This window comes from Nocardioides speluncae (genome assembly GCF_003121585.1).
GTDB classification, from domain to species: domain Bacteria; phylum Actinomycetota; class Actinomycetes; order Propionibacteriales; family Nocardioidaceae; genus Nocardioides; species Nocardioides speluncae.
In genome coordinates, this window is record NZ_QEOO01000051.1 from 197,345 (window position 1) to 214,416 (window position 17,072).

General features: G+C 70.8%; 14 protein-coding genes. 8 read left to right on the forward strand and 6 right to left on the reverse strand.

Going from position 1 to position 17,072, the window contains the following annotated elements:
* Positions 1–148 precede the first annotated feature (148 nt).
* The 8 genes from DDV73_RS27520 to bar all read left to right on the forward strand — a co-directional run bounded on the left by DDV73_RS27520 (position 149) and on the right by bar (position 9,843).
* Positions 149–1,528: a uracil-xanthine permease family protein gene (locus DDV73_RS27520; protein WP_109510468.1), complete on the forward strand. Its 1,380-nt coding sequence runs from the start codon at positions 149–151 to the stop codon at positions 1,526–1,528.
* On the forward strand, positions 1,525–2,409 hold the full coding sequence (locus DDV73_RS27525) for an FAD binding domain-containing protein (protein ID WP_109510469.1): 885 nt from the start codon (positions 1,525–1,527) through the stop codon (positions 2,407–2,409). The genes DDV73_RS27520 and DDV73_RS27525 overlap by 4 nt, the downstream gene beginning before the upstream one ends.
* On the forward strand, positions 2,406–2,915 hold the full coding sequence (locus DDV73_RS27530) for a (2Fe-2S)-binding protein (RefSeq protein ID WP_240617524.1): 510 nt from the start codon (positions 2,406–2,408) through the stop codon (positions 2,913–2,915). Before DDV73_RS27525 ends, DDV73_RS27530 begins: the two co-directional genes overlap by 4 nt.
* Entirely contained in the window at positions 2,912–5,338 is a 2,427-nt protein-coding gene (gene cutA / locus DDV73_RS27535) for an aerobic carbon-monoxide dehydrogenase large subunit (protein ID WP_109510471.1), read from the forward strand. Before DDV73_RS27530 ends, cutA begins: the two co-directional genes overlap by 4 nt.
* Positions 5,322–5,957: an SRPBCC family protein gene (locus tag DDV73_RS27540; protein ID WP_109510472.1), complete on the forward strand. Its 636-nt coding sequence runs from the start codon at positions 5,322–5,324 to the stop codon at positions 5,955–5,957. Before cutA ends, DDV73_RS27540 begins: the two co-directional genes overlap by 17 nt.
* A complete protein-coding gene (locus DDV73_RS27545; RefSeq protein ID WP_109510473.1) occupies positions 5,957–7,372 on the forward strand; it encodes an amidase in 1,416 nt (471 codons plus the stop codon). Before DDV73_RS27540 ends, DDV73_RS27545 begins: the two co-directional genes overlap by 1 nt.
* A 400-nt stretch (positions 7,373–7,772) precedes the next feature.
* On the forward strand, positions 7,773–8,705 hold the full coding sequence (locus DDV73_RS27550) for a carbamate kinase (RefSeq protein WP_109510474.1): 933 nt from the start codon (positions 7,773–7,775) through the stop codon (positions 8,703–8,705).
* Between the two features lie 43 nt (positions 8,706–8,748).
* Complete coding sequence (gene bar / locus DDV73_RS27555; protein ID WP_109510475.1) at positions 8,749–9,843, forward strand: barbiturase; 1,095 nt, start codon at positions 8,749–8,751, stop codon at positions 9,841–9,843.
* Between the two features lie 4 nt (positions 9,844–9,847).
* Here bar and DDV73_RS27560 read toward each other — a convergent pair whose 3' ends face one another.
* The 6 genes from DDV73_RS27560 to DDV73_RS27585 form a co-directional block, all read right to left on the reverse strand.
* Positions 9,848–11,275 (reverse strand): hypothetical protein, encoded by a 1,428-nt coding sequence (locus tag DDV73_RS27560; protein WP_109510476.1) that lies wholly within the window; start codon positions 11,273–11,275, stop codon positions 9,848–9,850.
* A 64-nt stretch (positions 11,276–11,339) separates the two neighbouring features.
* Positions 11,340–11,909 carry a TetR/AcrR family transcriptional regulator gene (locus DDV73_RS27565; RefSeq protein WP_161962551.1) on the reverse strand — a complete coding sequence of 190 codons (570 nt, stop codon included), beginning with the start codon at positions 11,907–11,909 and terminating at the stop codon, positions 11,340–11,342.
* Positions 11,910–11,941: 32 nt separating this feature from the next.
* Positions 11,942–13,684 carry an ABC transporter permease subunit gene (locus DDV73_RS27570; RefSeq protein ID WP_154402931.1) on the reverse strand — a complete coding sequence of 581 codons (1,743 nt, stop codon included), beginning with the start codon at positions 13,682–13,684 and terminating at the stop codon, positions 11,942–11,944.
* A gap of 32 nt (positions 13,685–13,716) precedes the next feature.
* The gene (locus DDV73_RS27575) at positions 13,717–14,826 is read right to left on the reverse strand and encodes a polyamine ABC transporter substrate-binding protein (protein WP_109510479.1); all 1,110 of its coding nucleotides are present in this window, start codon (positions 14,824–14,826) and stop codon (positions 13,717–13,719) included.
* Positions 14,823–15,869, reverse strand: a complete 1,047-nt coding sequence (locus DDV73_RS27580; RefSeq protein WP_240617525.1) for an ABC transporter ATP-binding protein — start codon at positions 15,867–15,869, stop codon at positions 14,823–14,825. Before DDV73_RS27580 ends, DDV73_RS27575 begins: the two co-directional genes overlap by 4 nt.
* Complete coding sequence (locus DDV73_RS27585) at positions 15,866–17,026, reverse strand: agmatine deiminase family protein (RefSeq protein WP_240617526.1); 1,161 nt, start codon at positions 17,024–17,026, stop codon at positions 15,866–15,868. The genes DDV73_RS27580 and DDV73_RS27585 overlap by 4 nt, the downstream gene beginning before the upstream one ends.
* Positions 17,027–17,072 lie beyond the last annotated feature (46 nt).

Sequence of the window (17,072 nt, forward strand, 5' to 3'; positions counted from 1 at the left end):
GGCCCGGTCAGCGGCACAAGGTGTGCCAGTCGAAGGGCCTGTCGTTCGGCATTCTCCGCCAATGGCTGCGCTGGTGGTCGGCCAATAGAGTCCTTGCTCTGGCGGGGTCGCGTGGCGGCTGTCGGGTCGCCCGAGGATCGGAGTTGCGATGAGCCTTTTCCAGTGGGATGTCGTGCACGGCGGCAAGACGCCGCCCCCGGGCGAGGCGGTCGGGCCTCGCGAGCGCCTGAGCTGGGGTCGTACGGCGGGGCTGGGTGCCCAGCACGTCGTCGCCATGTTCGGCGCCACCTTCGTGTTCCCGATCGTGATGGGTCTCGACCCGAACCTCGCGATCCTGATGTCCGGTGTCTGCACGATCATGTTCCTGCTGATCTGCCAGAACCGGGTGCCGAGCTACCTCGGCACCAGCGCCTCCTTCGTCGCCGGCGTCGCCGCGATCCGCGCGCAGGGCGGCGACTCGGCCGACGTCACCGGCGCCATCCTGGTCGCCGGCCTGGTGCTGGCCGCGGTCGGTGTCGTGGTCCACATCGGTGGCTCCGGGACCATCCACAAGATCCTGCCGCCGGCGGTCACCGGTGCCGTGGTGATGCTGATCGGCTTCAACCTCGCGCCCGTCGTGGCCGGCATCTACTGGCCGCAGGACCAGTGGATCGCGCTCGCGACCGCGACGTTCATGGTCTGCGCGGCGGTGCTGCTGCCGGGCTTCTGGTCGCGGATCGCGGTCTTCCTCGCGCTGATCTTCGGCTACCTGATCTCCTGGTTCGCCGACGGCCTGTTCGGCAAGATCACCTCGGTGCTGCCCACCGGCCCGGACCCGGTTGCCCACGACCGCGTCAGCTGGACCGGCGTCGACGCCGCGGACTGGATCGGCTTCCCGAGCGGCACCCTCGCCGACGGTGTGGACGCTGTCCACGGACCGTCGTTCTCGGTCACCTTCATCCTGCTGGTGCTGCCCGGCGTGATCGCGCTGATCGCCGAGAACACCGGCCACGTCAAGGCGGTCGCCGAGATGACCGGCGAGGACCTCGACCCCTACATGGGCCGGGCGATCGGTGCCGACGGCCTGGCCACCGCGCTGGCCTCCGCGGTCGGCGGCTCGCCCACCACGACGTACGCCGAGAACATCGGCGTCATGGGCGCCACCCGGATCTACTCGACGGCGGCCTACTACGTGGCGGCCGGGGTCGCCATCCTGCTCGGCCTCTGCCCGAAGTTCGGCGCCGTCGTCAACGCCACCCCGGGCGGTGTGCTCGGCGGGATCACGATCGTCCTCTACGGCATGATCGGCCTGGTCGGCGCGAAGATCTGGGTCGAGAACAACGTCGACTTCGGTGACCCCGTCAATATGGTGGGACTGGCCGGGGGTCTGGTCGCCGGCATCGGTGGCGTCACGCTGGAGATCACCGACGACTTCGAGCTCGGTGGCATCGCGCTCGGCACGATCCTGGTCATCGTCTACTTCCACCTGGTCAACCGGGCGCCGAAGGCGAAGAAGGATCCAGCCGGAGAGGTCACCAAGGTCTTATGAAGCCGTCACCGTTCGAGTTCCTCCGCCCCGCGACGCTTGCCGAGGCGCTCGAGGCGCTTGCCGGCAACCCGCATGCGAAGGTGCTCGCCGGCGGCCAGAGCCTGATCCCGCTGCTCTCGATGCGGTTGGCCGCACCCGAGATGCTGGTGGACATCAACGGTCTCGACGAGCTGGCTTACGTGAGGGCGTCGACCGACGGCGTACGCGTCGGCGCCCTGGCCCGGCACGCCGAGGTCCAGGCCGACGCGGACGCCGAGCGGGTGCAGCCGCTGCTCGCCCAGGCCCTCGCTCTGGTCGCGCATCCGACGATCCGCAACCGCGGGACCACGGTCGGCTCGATCGTGCACGCCGACGCCTCGGCCGAGATGCCGGTCGTGCTCAGCCTGCTGAGCGGCAGCCTGACTGTGGCCTCGGCCGCCAGCACCCGCACCATCCCGGCGTCCGAGCTGTACGCCGGCCCGATGGAGTCGACGCTCCAGCAGGGCGAGATCGCCACCGAGGCGTTCTTCCCGGCGCTGGCGCCCGGCGCCGGGGTCGCGTTCGACGAGATCGCCCGGCGGCACGGTGACTACGCGCTGTGCGGTGTCGCCGCGGTGGTAACCGTCGACGATGCCCGGAAGGTCGAGTCGGTCCGCTGCGGCTACCTGTCGGTCTGCGAGGTGCCGACCGTGCTGGACCTGTCGGAGGTGTTCGCCTCGGGAGCCGTCGGTGACGCCGCCCTGGCCGCCGCCGGCGAGCTGGCACTCGGCTCGCTGGAGCCCGAGGCCGACATCCACGCCAGCGCCGACTACCGCGCCCAGCTGGTCCGGGTGCTGACCGCGCGCGTCGTACGGGCGGCGTACGACGACGCGGTCGACCGATCCGACAGGAGAGTCAGGTGACCGAGGTGACCAACGAGCAGGCCTACGAGGTGCGCCTCCGGGTCAACGGCGTTGCCTACGACGTGACCGTCCCGGCCCGGCGGCTGCTGAGCGACGCGCTGCGGCACGACCTCGGGCTGACCGGCACCCACGTCGGCTGCGAGCACGGCGTCTGCGGCGCCTGCACGGTGCTGGTCGACGGCCGGCCGATGCGGTCCTGCCTGATGCTGGCGGTGTCCGCGGGCGATTACGAGATCACGACCGTGGAGGGGCTGACCAACGCCGACGGCTCGCTGTCGCCGGTGCAGCAGGCGTTCAAGGAGTGCCACGGCCTGCAGTGCGGGTTCTGTACGCCGGGCTTCCTGACCACGATCACCGCTGGGATCGCCGAGAACCCGGACCCGACGCGCGAAGAGGCCCGCGAGATGGTCTCCGGGAACCTGTGCCGCTGCACCGGCTACCAGAACATCGTCGAGGCCGTCTGCGTCGCCGCCAAGCTCGCCCGCGGTGCCGAGGTGGCCCCATGACCACCGACGTCACCGCGCAGCCGACGGTCAAGCTGGTCGGCACCGAGGTCCGCAGGGTCGAGGACGACCGGCTGGTGCGCGGGCAGGGCCAGTACGCCGACGACGTGCTGCGTGGCGCGCTGGAGATGGCAGTGCTGCGCAGCCCGCACGCGCACGCCCGGATCCTCGACATCGACGTGAGCGGTGTCCTCGACGTAGCGGGTGTGCACGCGGTCTACACCTACGACGACCTCACCGGCGCGATGGCCGAGCCGCTGCCGCTGCTGATCCCACACGCCGCGCTGACTCACGGCCGGACCCAGTACGCGCTGGCCAAGGACGAGGTCAACCACGTCGGCGAGGCGATCGCGGTCGTGGTGGCCGACAACCGCTACCTCGCCGAGGACGCGGTGGCCCGGATCAGCGTCGACTACGAGTTCCTGACGCCGGTGGTCGGCATCCCGGCCGCGCGGGCGGCCGAGCACCAGGTGCATGCCGACGTCCCCGGCAACGTGGCCGCCCGGCTCGAGCAGAACGTCGGCGACGCCGAGGCGGCGATCGCCACGGCGCCGCACCGGCTCGCTCTCGATCTCGACATCGAGCGCAGCGCCAGCATGCCGATGGAGGGCCGCGGCGTGGTCGCGCGCTGGGACACCGACGCCCGCCGGCTCCAGGTGTGGACGTCCACCCAGACCTCGACCGGGGTCCGCGCGGCGGTCGCCGCCAAGCTGGGCCTCGACCTGGTCCAGGTCGACGTGATCACGCCGGACGTCGGCGGCGGCTTCGGCGTCAAGATCATGCACCCGTGGCCCGAGGAGCTGCTGGTACCGATGGCCGCACGCGCCCTCGGCCAGCCGGTCCGGTTCACCGAGGACCGTCGCGAGCACTTCATCTCCTCGGCCCACGAGCGCGCCCAGCAGCACCACGTCGAGGTCGGCTTCGACGACGAGGGGCGGCTGCTCGGGCTGTCGGTGGAGTTCTGGCACGACAACGGCGCCTACACGCCGTACGGGCTGATCGTGCCGATCATCACCTCGACCCAGCTGCTCGGGCCGTACAAGCCGCAGAGCTACAAGGTGGTCTTCGAGAGCCTCTACACCAACACCGTGATCGTCACCCCGTACCGCGGCGCGGGCCGGCCGCAGGGCGTGTTCGTGATGGAGCGGACCATGGACGCGATCGCGGCGTACCTCGGCCTGGACCGGACGGTCGTGCGCGAGAACAACTTCATCCGGCCCGACGAGTTCCCCTACGATCACGGCCTCACGTTCCAGGACGGCCGGGCGCTGGTCTACGACTCCGGCGACTTCCCGGAGTCGCTGCGCAAGCTCAAGGAGCTGGTCGACTGGGACGGCTTCGAGCGGGTCCGCGCCGAGGCCCGGGCGGAGGGCCGCAAGGTCGGCATCGGCATCGGCTGCTACGTCGAGGGCACCGGCGTCGGCCCCTACGAAGGCGCCCACATCCACGTCGAGACCAGCGGCAAGGTCAAGGTCGCGGTCGGGCTCACCTCGCAAGGTCAGGGCCACCAGACCGCGTTCGCCCAGATCGCGGCCGACGAGCTCGGGGTCCGCTTCGAGGACGTCGAGGTGGTGGCCGGCGACACCAGGCGGATGCCGTACGGCGTCGGCACCTTCGCGTCCCGCGCCGCGGTGATGAGCGGCTCGGCGGTGGCGCTGACGGCCCGGATGGTCCGGGCCAAGGCGCTGCGGATCGCGGCCGAGGCGCTCGGCGCGTCGGCCGATGACCTGGAGATCGTCGACGGCGTGATCCGCGTGGTCGGCGATCCGGCAAAGAGCATCGCGCTCGGCACTGTCGCCGTACTCTCCAACCCGCTGCGCTACGCGTTCGACGAGGCCAGCAAGGCGGCGACCCAGTTCAGCGTCGGCGACCCGGGCAAGCCGCCGGTCGCCGAGGACGACGAGCCCGGCCTCGAGGCCCGCGACTTCTACTCGCCGATGCGGGCGACCTTCGCCAACGGCATGCATGCGGTCATCGTCGAGACCGACCCGGACACCGCCGAGATCAAGATCCTGAAGTACGCCCTGGTCCACGACTGCGGCACGATCATCAACCCGATGATCGTCACCGGTCAGATCCACGGCGGCGTGGCCCAGGGCGTCGGGGGAGCGCTCTACGAGCGGATGGCGTACGACGAGAATGGGCAGCTGCTCAACGCGTCGTTCATGGACTTCCTGATGCCGTACGCCACCGAGGTCCCGGAGTCGATCGAGATGGACCACCTCGAGACGCCGTCGCCGCTCAACCCGCTCGGGATCAAGGGCGTCGGCGAGGCAGGCCTGATCCCGACGTCTGCCGCGGTGGCATCCGCGATCGAGGACGCCGAGGGCTTCCCGATCACCGCCATGCCCATCTCTCCGTCGGAGCTCTTCGCGCTCCGGCTCGCACACGCATCGAAGGGAACGACCGATGAAGATCGCCGGTGAGGCCAAGCTGCAGGCGCCCATCGACAAGGTGTGGGACGCGCTGCTGGACCCGGCCGTGCTGGTCCGCACCATCCCGGGCTGCGAGAAGCTGGAGACGACCGGCGAGAACTCCTACGCGATGACCGTGACCGCCGGCGTCGCGGCGATCAAGGGGACCTACGCCGGCACCTGCCGGCTCACCGACCTGCGGCCGCGGGAGTCGCTGGTGCTGTCCGCGCAGGGCGCGGGCGCCCCCGGCACGATCGCCGCGGATGTGCTGGTCCGGTTCGGCGACAACGGTGACGGCACCACGCGCCTCAGCTACGACGCGGACGCCATCGTCGGCGGGATGATCGGCGGCGTCGGCCAGCGGATGCTGACCTCGGTCAGCAAGCGGATGGCTGGTGAGTTCTTCGGCAACGTCGACGGCGTACTCACCGGGACGGTCGCCGAGTCGGCGGGCGCCGCTGCTCCGGTCGCGGTCAGCGAGGGCGCCGACGGAGCGGCCGTGTACGCCGCACCCCCGCGCGCCGCGTCGGCAAGCTCGACCGACGATCTGCTCAAGGGTGCGCTGGTCGGCGCCGGCCTGGTCCTGGCCGGCGTCATCGCCGGTGCCCTCGCGGCCCGGCGCCGACGCTGATGCCGCTCGACGTCTACGCGACCGCCCGCGCGATGAGCGCGGCGGTCCGGGACGGCGAGATCTCGGCCCGCGAGCTGCTGGAGCTGCACCTGGACCGGATCTCGGCGGTGAACCCCGAGGTCAACGCCATCGTCAGCCTCGACGCCGAGCGAGCCCGGGCTTCTGCGCTGGAGGCCGACGAGAGCTACGCCCGCGGTGAGCGGCTCGGCGTACTCCACGGGCTGCCGTTCGCGGTCAAGGACACTCATGCCGCCGCGGGCTGGCGGACGACGTACGGCTCGCCGCTGTTCGCCGACCACGTCGCCGAGCACGACGACCTGCTGGTCGCGCGGATCCGGCAGGCTGGCGCGGTGCTGGTCGGCAAGACCAACGTGCCGGAGTTCGCGGCCGGCTCGCACACCTTCAACCCGGTGTTCGGCACCACGCTCAACCCCTACGACCTGACCCGGTCGGCCGGCGGCTCCAGCGGCGGCGCGGCCGCCGCCCTGGCCTCCGGGATGGTGCCGCTCGCGGACGGCAGCGACATGGGCGGCTCGCTGCGCAACCCGGCCTCGTTCTGCAACGTGGTCGGCCTGCGGCCGTCGTTCGGCCGGATCCCCGAGTGGCCGCAGGCCAACCCCGCGGAGACGCTCTCAATCGGCGGCCCGATGGCCCGCAACGTCGCCGACCTGGCGCTGCTCCTCTCGGTGATCGCCGGGCCCGACCCGCGGACGCCGCAGTCGCTTGCGGCCGACGCTCTGGAGACGGTGGCCGAGACTTCGCTCGCCGGCCTGCGGGTCGCGCTCGCACCGGACCTCGGCGGCGCGGTCGAGGTGGACCACGACGTCCGTGCTGTCGTCGAGACGGCAGCTGTCACGCTCGCGGATGCGGGCGCCCAGGTCACTGCTGCCAGCCCGGACCTGCGCGAGGCCGACCAGGTCTTCCGCACCCTCCGCGCATGGAGCTTCCACGCCCGCTTCGCCGAGCTGCTGGACGCGCACCCCGACAGCTTCAAGCCGTCGCTCGCCGACAACATCCGCGCCGGCGCCCCGCTCACCGGGAGCGACGTCGCGCGGGCGTTCACCGACCGGGCCAGGCTCAGCCAGCGGATGGTCGAGCTGTTCGAGACGTACGACGTCCTGGTGCTGCCGGTCAGCCAGGTCCCGCCGTTCCCCGCCGACCAGGAGTTCCCGACCGAGATCAACGGCGAGCCGATGGTCACCTATCTCGACTGGATGCGCGCGGCGTACTTCATCACCGTCACCGGCTGCCCTGCCATCTCGGTGCCCGCCGGCTTCACCCCCGGCGGACTGCCCGTCGGCATCCAGATCGTCGCCCGCCACAACCACGAGCGCCGCCTGCTCGAGGTAGCCGCCGCCTTCGAGGCCCTGACCCGCGTGGGCGACCGCCGACCCGGCCCGTCTTCACGCCAGTAACCGCCGACCCGCCCCGTGTTCACGCCAGTAGCCGCCGACCCGGCCCGTGTTCACGCCAGTAGCCGCCGACCCGGCCCGTGTTCACGCCAGTAGCCGCCGACCCGGCCCGTGTCCACGCGTGCGAGGGTCGCCAGCGGAGCTCCGGGTCAGCATCAGCTTTCGCAGCTCACGCTGATGCCGACCCGGCCCGGCTTCACCACTGGAATGTCGACAAGGGCCGGGTCGGCGGGCTCTGAGGTGAAGACGGGCCGGGTCGGCGGGCTCTGAGGTGAAGACGGGCCGGGTCGGCGAGTTCTGAGGTGAAGACGGGCCGGGTCGGCGGATCTTGCCTGATCCCGACGCACCTGTTGTGGAACATTGACCATGCCAGGGCCGTGGCGGCGCCCATAGATTCGGCGGGGTGAGGATCGTGATCGCGTTGGGCGGCAACGCCATGACTGCGCCGGACGGACGCGCCCGCGTCGAGGACCAGCAGGCGGCGATCGCGCAGGCGGCGGAGCCGATCTCGGGCCTGGTCGCCGACGGTCACGAGGTGGTGCTGACCCACGGAAACGGTCCTCAGGTCGGCAACCTGCTGTTCAAGAACGAGCTCGCCGCGAACGTCGTACCGCCGGTGCCGCTGGACTGGTGCGGCGCCCAGACCCAGGCCACCCTCGGCATGACGCTGATGAACGCCCTCGACGCCGCGTTCGCGGCCCGCGGCTTCGCCAAGCGCACCATCGCGCTGGTCTCGCGGACGCTGGTGGACGCCGACGACCCCGGGTTCGCCAGCCCCACCAAGCCGATCGGCCGGCACCTCACCGAGGACGAGGCGAAGGTGCTGATCGAGCACGGCCAGCAGTTCACCGAGGTCCCCGGAAAGGGCTGGCGCCGGGTCGTCGCCTCACCCGAGCCGCGCGCCTGCCTCGACCTGGCCGCCGCCGAGGCGCTGCTCGCCGCCGGGTTCCTGGTGGTCTGCTGCGGTGGCGGCGGGATCCCGACGGTACGCCGCGACGGTGAGCTCGTCGGGGTGGAGGCCGTGATCGACAAGGACCTGACCGCGGCCCTGCTGGCCGAGGAGCTCGCCGCCGACGTACTCGTCATCGCCACCGACGTCGACGGCGCCGTACTCGACTGGGGAACGCCCGACGCCCGACAGGTCGGCGGCGTCTCCACCACGGAGATGCGCGCGATCGCCGCCGAGCAGCACTTCGCCACCGGCTCGATGGGACCCAAGGTCGAGGCGGTCACCCGCTTCGCCGAGCGGACCAGCGGCACCGGCATCATCACCTCCCTCTCGCTCATCGGTGAGGCCGTTGAAGGACGCGTAGGTACCCGCGTGACGGCCGCCTGACCCCCAGCCTGACCTCAGCCTGACCAACCGAAAGGACAGCTCCATGCCCTCCGCGATCGACGTTCGCAAGGTCCCGATCCACTCCGTCGCCGACGCCAGCGAGCTGACCAAGCTCCTCGACGACGGCGTCTTCAAGGCCGACCGCGTGGTCGCGATCATCGGCAAGACCGAAGGCAACGGCGGCGTCAACGACTACACCCGGATCATCGCCGACCGTGCGTTCCGTGAGGCGCTGGTCGCGGGCGGCGCCGAGCCGGACAAGGTCAAGGAGGTGCCGATCGTGTGGTCCGGCGGCACCGACGGCGTGATCAGCCCGCACGCCACGATCTTCGCCACCACCGACGCCGAGCCCACCGACGAGCCGCGGCTGACCGTCGGCTACGCGATGAGCGAGACGCTGCTGCCCGAGGACATCGGCCGGGTGGCGATGGTCCGCAAGGTCGCCGACGGGGTCAAGGTCGCGATGGAGCGCGCCGGCATCACGGAGGTGGTGGACGTGCACTACGTCCAGACCAAGACCCCGCTGCTGACCATCCACACGATCCGCGACGCCAAGCAGCGCGGCCAGACCGTGTGGACCGAGCACACCCACGAGTCGATGGACCTCTCCAACGGCTGTACGGCGCTCGGCATCGCGGTCGCGCTCGGTGAGATCGAGATGCCGACCGACGCCGACGTCATGCACAACCTCGACCTCTTCTCCTCGGTCGCGTCCTGCTCCTCGGGCGTGGAGCTCGACCAGGCTCAGATCGTGGTCGTCGGCAACGCCGCGGGTGTGGGCGGCCGGTTCCGGATCGGCCACGCGGTGATGGCCGACGCGCTGGACCAGGACGGCATCTGGGACGCCATCCGCAACGCCGGCCTCGACCTGCCCGAGCGCGCCCACCACACCGACCTCAAGGGCCGGCTGGTCAACGTCTTCCTCAAGTGCGAGGCGTCCCAGGACGGGATGGTGCGCGAGCGCCGCAACGCGATGCTGGACGACTCCGACGTGCACTGGCACCGCCAGATCAAGTCGGCGGTCGGCGGGGTGACCGCGGCCGTCACCGGCGACCCGGCCGTGTTCGTCTCGGTCTCCGCGGCCCACCAGGGGCCCGCCGGTGGGGGACCGGTCGCCGCGATCGTCGAGCTGGACTGAACCGTTAGTCCCAGGGGTCCCAGCCGCTGCCTTCGTTCAGGCTGGCCTGAAGCTGCTCCAGCTTGTCGGAGCTGCTGCTGTCCTGAACGCCGAGGTCCTCGATGATGGCCCGGAGCATCTTGGCGCCGTTGACGACCTCCCACTCGAGGTCCTTGCAGAGCTCCGCGGCCCGCCAGCCGAGGTCGTAGATCTCGCCGCTCGGTCCGTTGGTTCCCAGTCCGATCCCATCCGGCCGGCGCAGCTTGGTTTGACCGGCGAAGAAGATCTGGTCGGCAGCCTTGGCGAGCTCGGCGGCCACCCCCGGCATGGCCACGTCGATGATCCCGTTGGCCAGGTCCGCGTTGATCACGACGACGCTGACCTGGCTGTCGTCGGTGACCTCGAAGATGGTCTTGTCCTTCGTCTCCGGGTTGCCGTCGTCGACGACCGCCGCAGTGAGGTCGTACGACGACTTGTCCGCCTGCACCTGGCCGAAGTTGGTGTCTATGTTGGTCTTGATCTGCTCTTCCTCGGACTTGATCGCCTTGCTGAGATCCGTCAGCGAGGTCTCGAAGGCGACCATGATGCCCTCGTAGTTGTTGCTGTCCGGCTTCGCGGCCTCCTTCTCGCTGATGGCCGCCATGTCAGAGATCAGGGTGAGCCCGGCCGCAGCGCCCTCCAGTACGCCGGACAGGCCGCCGGTGAGGAATGCCTTCGCCCCTGAGACAGCGGCGCCGGCGACCTTCAGCACGACCTCCCAGTTGACGCTGTCGTCGTTGGCGGCGGCATTGAACGCCGTGGTGGTCTTGGTGACCGAGTCGATGATCGTGGCTCGTGTCTCGGTCCAGATCTTCAGCTCCGCGGCGGTCGCGTTGCCGAGGACCAGAGCGATCCCTCGGTAGCCGCTGATCGCGCTCTCCAGCTGGTTGATGAACTTGGCCTTGAAGACCTCCATGGACTGGCCGGACATGGAGCTGGCGTTCTGGTTGAGCGACTTCAGGTAGCCGGCAATCTCGCCACCGCCAGTGGTCGCGCCGCCGGAGGTGCTGGCCGCCGTCGACAGCAGCCGCATCGCCTGCCGCGCCTGCTCGACGTCCTCCTCGATGTTCTTGGGCTTGGGGAGCAGGTTGTGGTCCCAGTCCTTGAGGGCGTTGTCGATCCGGGTGCGGATGTCGGCGAACGCGGAGGTGTACTCCTCGTCCTTGCTGCCGTCGACGATCCAGTCGGTCAGGAAGAAGTTGCCGTCCCAGTCGCCGCCACCTTCACCATCCTCACCCGGCCGGGTGACCGTGGCGTCGCCGCCGGTGATCCTGTAGTGACTGCCGTCGATCTCCCACCACCCGTTGGAGTGCGAGTTCATCCACGCGTCGATCGCGGCGCGCTTCAGCGCACCGATGTTCAGGTTGAGGTACTCGTCGGACACTTGGCCGGCCCCTTCGAAGATGAGATTCATCTCCGGTCTTCCCGCGGAATAGCAATCGTAAACAGCTTGGGTTGACCAGGTTGTTTGTACGACCCTACGGGACCTCGAGGGCGATCGCGGCGACCAGCAGCGCCTGCAGCCGGTCGACAGGTACGGCGCCGGTGAGCCAGCGGCCGGACAGGCCCTCGACGAGGGCGACCAGCCGCTCGGCCGCGGCGTGGGTGTCCAGGTCGCCGGTGCTGCCCTCCTCCTGGGTGATCCGCTCGATCAGCTCGGCGATCTCGTCGACCCACTCCGCGGTGAGCTTGTGTACAGCGGCACGCAGCCGCTGGTCGAACACCGAGGCCCACCGCAGCTCGCCCCAGGCGGCGGAGTTGGTGCGCACCTCGTCGGTGCCGCGCAGCTCGCCGACCAGCCGCGCGACCAGCTCCTCGCGCGCCGTACTCGCGCTGCTCGCCTCCTGGGAGGCGTACCGCTCGGCGTGCTCGCTGACCGCGAACAGCGCGGCCTCGAGCAGGCCCTCACGGCTGCCGAAGTAGTGATACAGCAGGGTGACCGAGACCCCGGCCTGGGCCGCGACCTCCTGCACGCGCATGCCCCGGACGCCCCGCTCGGCGATGACGGAGATCGTGGCTTCGAGCAGCTGTGCGCGACGGTCACTCACCCTGCGCATCCTAGGCGAGGCGGGCCGAGTGCTCACCGGCCCACCAGCCCGGCCGCGAAGCTCTTCCCCTGGCCGCGGCGCTGCATGACCCAGGCCAGTACGACGACCGCCAGCGCGGTGCCGAGCATCATCAGCACCGAGGCGGCGGCAGCGTCGCCGCGCATGCCGTTGCGCAGCGTCGAGTAGATGTAGACCGGCAGCGTGGTGGTGCCGACATTGCCGAGCATGCTCGACGCGACGACGTCGTCCAGCGACGCGGTCGAGGCGAGTACGGCGGCGGCGAGGACGGCCGGCGCCGCCAGCGGGAGGATCACCCGACGGAAGGCGCCGGCGGGCGTGGCCCCGAGATCCGCCGCGGCGTCGGACAGCCGCGGATCCAGGCTGCTCAGCCGCGCCTGCACGACGAAGGCGACGATCGCCGTCGAGATCACCGCATGCGCGATCACCAGCCGCAGCGTGCCGTCGGACAGCGCCGGGCCGGCCGCGACGTACATCAGCAGCAGCCCGATCGAGGTGACGATCTCCGGAGTCACGAACACCACGAGCAGCAGGCCCAGCAGCGACCAGCGGATCGGCCGGCCGGCCCGCGCGAGGGCAGTGCCGGCGAGCGTGCCGACCACGATCGCGACCAGCGTCGACAGCGCGGCGACGCGCAGCGAGACGCCGATCGACTGCATGAGTACGGCGTTGTCCGGGATCGCGGCGTACCAGCGGGTGCTCGCGCCGCCCCACACAGGGAGCGTCCGGCCGTCGTTGAAGGAGTAGACCAGAATGGTCAGGATCGGCGCCCAGAGGAACAGCACCATCAGCACGCCGTACCCGCGGAGCAGCAGTCCCCAGGCGTCGCCGGACACCCGCGCCGGCCGAGCCGTGCCGGTGCGCGGCCGCAGCCGGGCGGCCAGGTCGAGCGGCCGCACCGCCCGCAGGACCAGCCGGCCGAGCGCCAGCGCCAGAGCGGCGGCAGCCAGGACGGCGAGGACCAGCAGGATCAGGAGTACGGCGGCGGCCGCGCCCAGCGCCCAGTCCTGGCTCTCCAGGAACGAGCTGGACACCAGCGAGCCCACCACCGACGCCTGCACGCCACCGAGCACCGCCGGCGTGACGTAGTCGCCCATGAGCGGGATGAAGACCAGCAGCGCGGCGCCGACGATGCCGGGCCGGGCGGCGGGCAGAGTGACCTGCCAGAAGACCCGCCAGGAGCTGGCGCCGAGGTCCCGCCCGGCCTGCCGCAGCGCCGGGTCGAGCCGGTCCAGGGCCACCGCGATCGGCAGCACCGCGAGCGGCAGGTAGTTGTAGACCACGCCCAGCTGGGCGCCACTCAGGGTGTCGACGATCCCGAAGCCACCGGTCACGCCGAGCCCCTCGGCCAGCGGCCCGTGGTCGCCCAGCAGGATCCGCCAGGAGTAGGTGCGCAGCAGGAACGGCATCCAGTACGGGATGACGACCGCGGCGATCGCGGCGTACTTCCAGAAACCGGTCAGCCGGGTGGTGATCAGGTAGGCCATCGGCACCGCGAGCAGCACACAGAGCACGGTGCCGACGACCGCGATCTGCAGGGTGTTCACGAACACGATCCGGAAGGTCTCGCTGGCCGCCTCGCCGTACCGGTCGAGCGACGGTGCGCTCAGGTCGACCGGGCTGGTGCCGAAGTACGCCGACTCGCCGAGGCTGAACACCGCCACCATCCCGGCGGGCACCAGGAAGAACGCGCACAGCCAGGCGAAGGCCGGCAGCGACGGGACCAGGCCGCGCGGCGCCCGCAACCTCGCCCTCACGGACCTCGCCGCGCTCACGGCGCTGACGGCGCTCACCGGGAGGCCAGCGCCTTGAGCCGCTGGAACGTCGCGACCGACTGCTTGCGCGCCTCGGTCACCTCCTGCTCGATGAACCGGTCGGCGGGCACGCCCTCGTCGAAGAAGACGATCTCCTCGAACGGCATGTCGGCCGGCAGCTCGTCGCGGGAGGCCTCGACGCCGGTGTAGTAGCCGTGGAACTCGGTCTCCCGCGCGGCGTTCACGGGGTCGAGCACGAACTCCACGAAGGCGTGCGCGGCGGCGATGTTCGCAGAGCCCTTCGGCAGCACCCAGTGGTCGACGTAGATGTCGGTCTTCGGCGCGCCGAGCGCGAACCGCAGCGTCTTCGGGCCGTCCATCAGCGCGCCCCGGGCGTCACCCGTGAAGGTCTGGGCGAGCACGAGGTCGCCCGACGCGAGATCGGCGCGCGGGTAGGAGTTGAAGGCCTTGAGGTGGGAGAGGACCTTGTCGTCGAAGTACTTCTCGGCGGCCTGGTAGTCGTCGGGGTTGGTGGTCTGGTCGGAGATGTCGTTGCCCCAGAAGTAGGAGCTGATCAGCGACGGCGCACCGTCCACGACCGAGGTCCGGCCGTCGACGCCCGGGTCGTCGAAAGCGTCGTAGAAGTCGTTCCACGTCTCCGGCGGGGTCGAGATCACCGCGCTGTCCCACACGTAGCCGGTCGAGCCGCCCGACTTCGGGATCGCGTGGGTGTTCTCCGGGTCCCAGGACCGGCCGACGAACGTGTCGGAGAGGCCGGCGAAGCCGGGCAGGCGCTCCTTGTCCCAGGCCAGCAGCGAGCCGCCCTTGACCAGCTGCTGGATGTAGGAGCCGTCCATCACGACCAGGTCGTAGCCGCTGGTTCCCTGGGTCAGCCGCAGCTTGGCGAGCGCCTCCTCGGCCGAGGCGTAGGTGTCCACCTGGACCTTCACACCGGTCTCCTTCTCGAAGGCGGCGATGTTGTCGGTCGAGATGTAGTCGGCCCACGAGTAGATCTTGAGCGTGCTGCCCTTCTCGATCTTCGTGGGGTACGTCGACGGGTCGGGGGCGGCCTCGGAGCCGCCGCAGGCGGCCAGGCCGGCAGTGCCGAGCAGCAGTGAGGCGGTGGCGATGAGATGGCGGATCATGACTCTCCTTCGGGCGTGGGGAACAGGCGGACATTGGCCTGGTCCCAGGTGCAGCGCACGGCGTCGCCGACGCGGGGGAGCGGGCGCCCGTCGCGGGGGACGCGCGCCAGCAGGTTGTGGTGGGGGGAATGGACGAGCACCACGCTCGAGATCCCGGCGAGGCTGACGCCCCGAACGATGCCGTCGACGGCGTTCGGGCCCGCGGCCTCGTCAGCCGGCTCCTCGACCCGCACGTGCTCGGGCCGGACCAGCACGAGGCCGGCGTCGGTGACCAGCTCGTTCTGCTCGCCGACGAAGCGGGCCACGAACAGGCTGGCCGGCCGGTCGTACACGTCCTCGGCGGTGCCGACCTGCTCGATCTTGCCGTGCGACATGATCACGATCCGGTCGGCGAGGCTGAGCGCCTCTTCCTGGTCGTGGGTGACCAGGACGGTGGTGACGCCGAGCTCCTGCTGCAGCAGCCGCAGCTCGACCTGCATCGCCTGGCGCAGGCTCCGGTCCAGCGCGGACAGCGGCTCGTCCAGGAGCAGCACGCTGGGCCGGTCCACGATCGCCCGGGCGAGCGCGACCCGCTGCTGCTGGCCGCCGGACATGCTGGTCACCGCCTGGCCGGCGGCGTGCGGCAGGTGCACCAGCGCCAGCGCCTCGGCGACCCGGGTCCTGATCTCGTCGCGGCCCAGGCCCTTCTGGCGCAGCGGGAAGGCCACGTTGTCGGCGACGTTGAGGTGCGGGAACAGCGCGTAGGACTGGAAGACCGTGTGGATGTCGCGCCGGTGCGCGGGGACCGCGGTCACGTCGGTGTCGCCGAGGTGGACGCTGCCCTGGTCGGGCTGCTCCAGCCCGGCGAGGATCCGGAGCGAGGTGGACTTGCCGCAGCCCGACGGCCCGAGCAGGGCCACGAACTCGCCGGCGCCGACCTCGACGCTGAGGTCGTCTACGGCCAGCGTGTCGCCGTACCGCTTGACCAGGTTGGCCAGGCGGACGCCGCCACCGCGCTTGGCCGGCGCGCTGGCCGGGCGCTCCTGCGCAACCGCGCTGGTCACCCGGCACCTCCGGCCGCGGGCACCTGCATCGTGATGCAGTGCGGACCGCCGCCGCCGTACGCGATCACCTGGCCGGGTACGCCGATCGTCTGCCGGTCGGGGAACTGCGATCCGATCAGCGCGAGCGCGGTCTCGTCGTCGGCCGGCTGGCCGCTCACGGGGACCACGACCACGCCGTTGGCGACGTAGAAGTTGGCGTAGGAGACGTACTCGGTGATGCCCTCGACGGTGAACGCCGAGAACAGGTCCAGGCCGTGTACGTCGACGGTCCGGCCCTGGGCGTCCGGGTTGTCGCGCAGGTAGCGCAGGTTGCGGGCCATCGCCTCGTGGTTCACGTTGGCGGCGTCGCTGCAGGTCTGCGCGACGGCCAGGCCGGGCGCGACATAGGTGCACACGCCGTCGACATGGCCGTCGGTGTGTCGGTCGTCGAGGTGCCCGAACGGCAGCATCAGAACCGTCTCGACGCCGAGCGCCTGGCGCATCGTCTCCTCGATGACCTGCTGGGAGAGACCGGCGTTGCGGTTGCTGTGCAGCACGCACTGGGCGGTCGTCATCAGGCTGCCCGCGCCGTCCACGCTGATGCTGCCGCCCTCGAGCACCATGTCGACCGGCACCCGCTCGATGCCGAGGTGCTCCAGCAGTCGCGTGCTGAGCGCCCCGTCGTGGTCGAAGGGGAGGAACTTACGGCCCCAGGAGTTGAACGCGAAGTCGACGCCCAGCCGGTCGCCCTTGGCGTCGCGGACCACCAGCGGGCCGTTGTCACGGATCCAGGAGTCGTCGACCGGCGCTTCGAGCACGTCGATGTTGTGGGTGCCGCAGTGGTCGAGCACCTCCTGCCGCGCTCCCGGGAGCGCGATCACGGTCACGGGCTCGAAGTCCGCGACGGTGCGGGCGACCGATGCGTAGTCCCGCTTGGCCTCCTCGAAGACGCCGGCCCACAGCTCACGCCGGGTGGGCCAGGTGAGCAGGGTGCGCTCGTGCGGCTCCCACTCGGCCGGCATCCGGTAGGTGCGGAGCCGGGGGTCGACGGTCGGAGGTGTCTGCGGGGCCGCCGCCGCGGTGCCGTGTGGCGCCAGCTCTGCCTGGTAGCGGGGCGAGAGCAGGGGGTCGACGGACTCCGGAATGTGCGGCGGGGTGGCCGTTGTGGTCGAGGTCATAGTGAGTTAGTTTGGGCTTGACTGAAAATTCAGTCAATACCTGAGA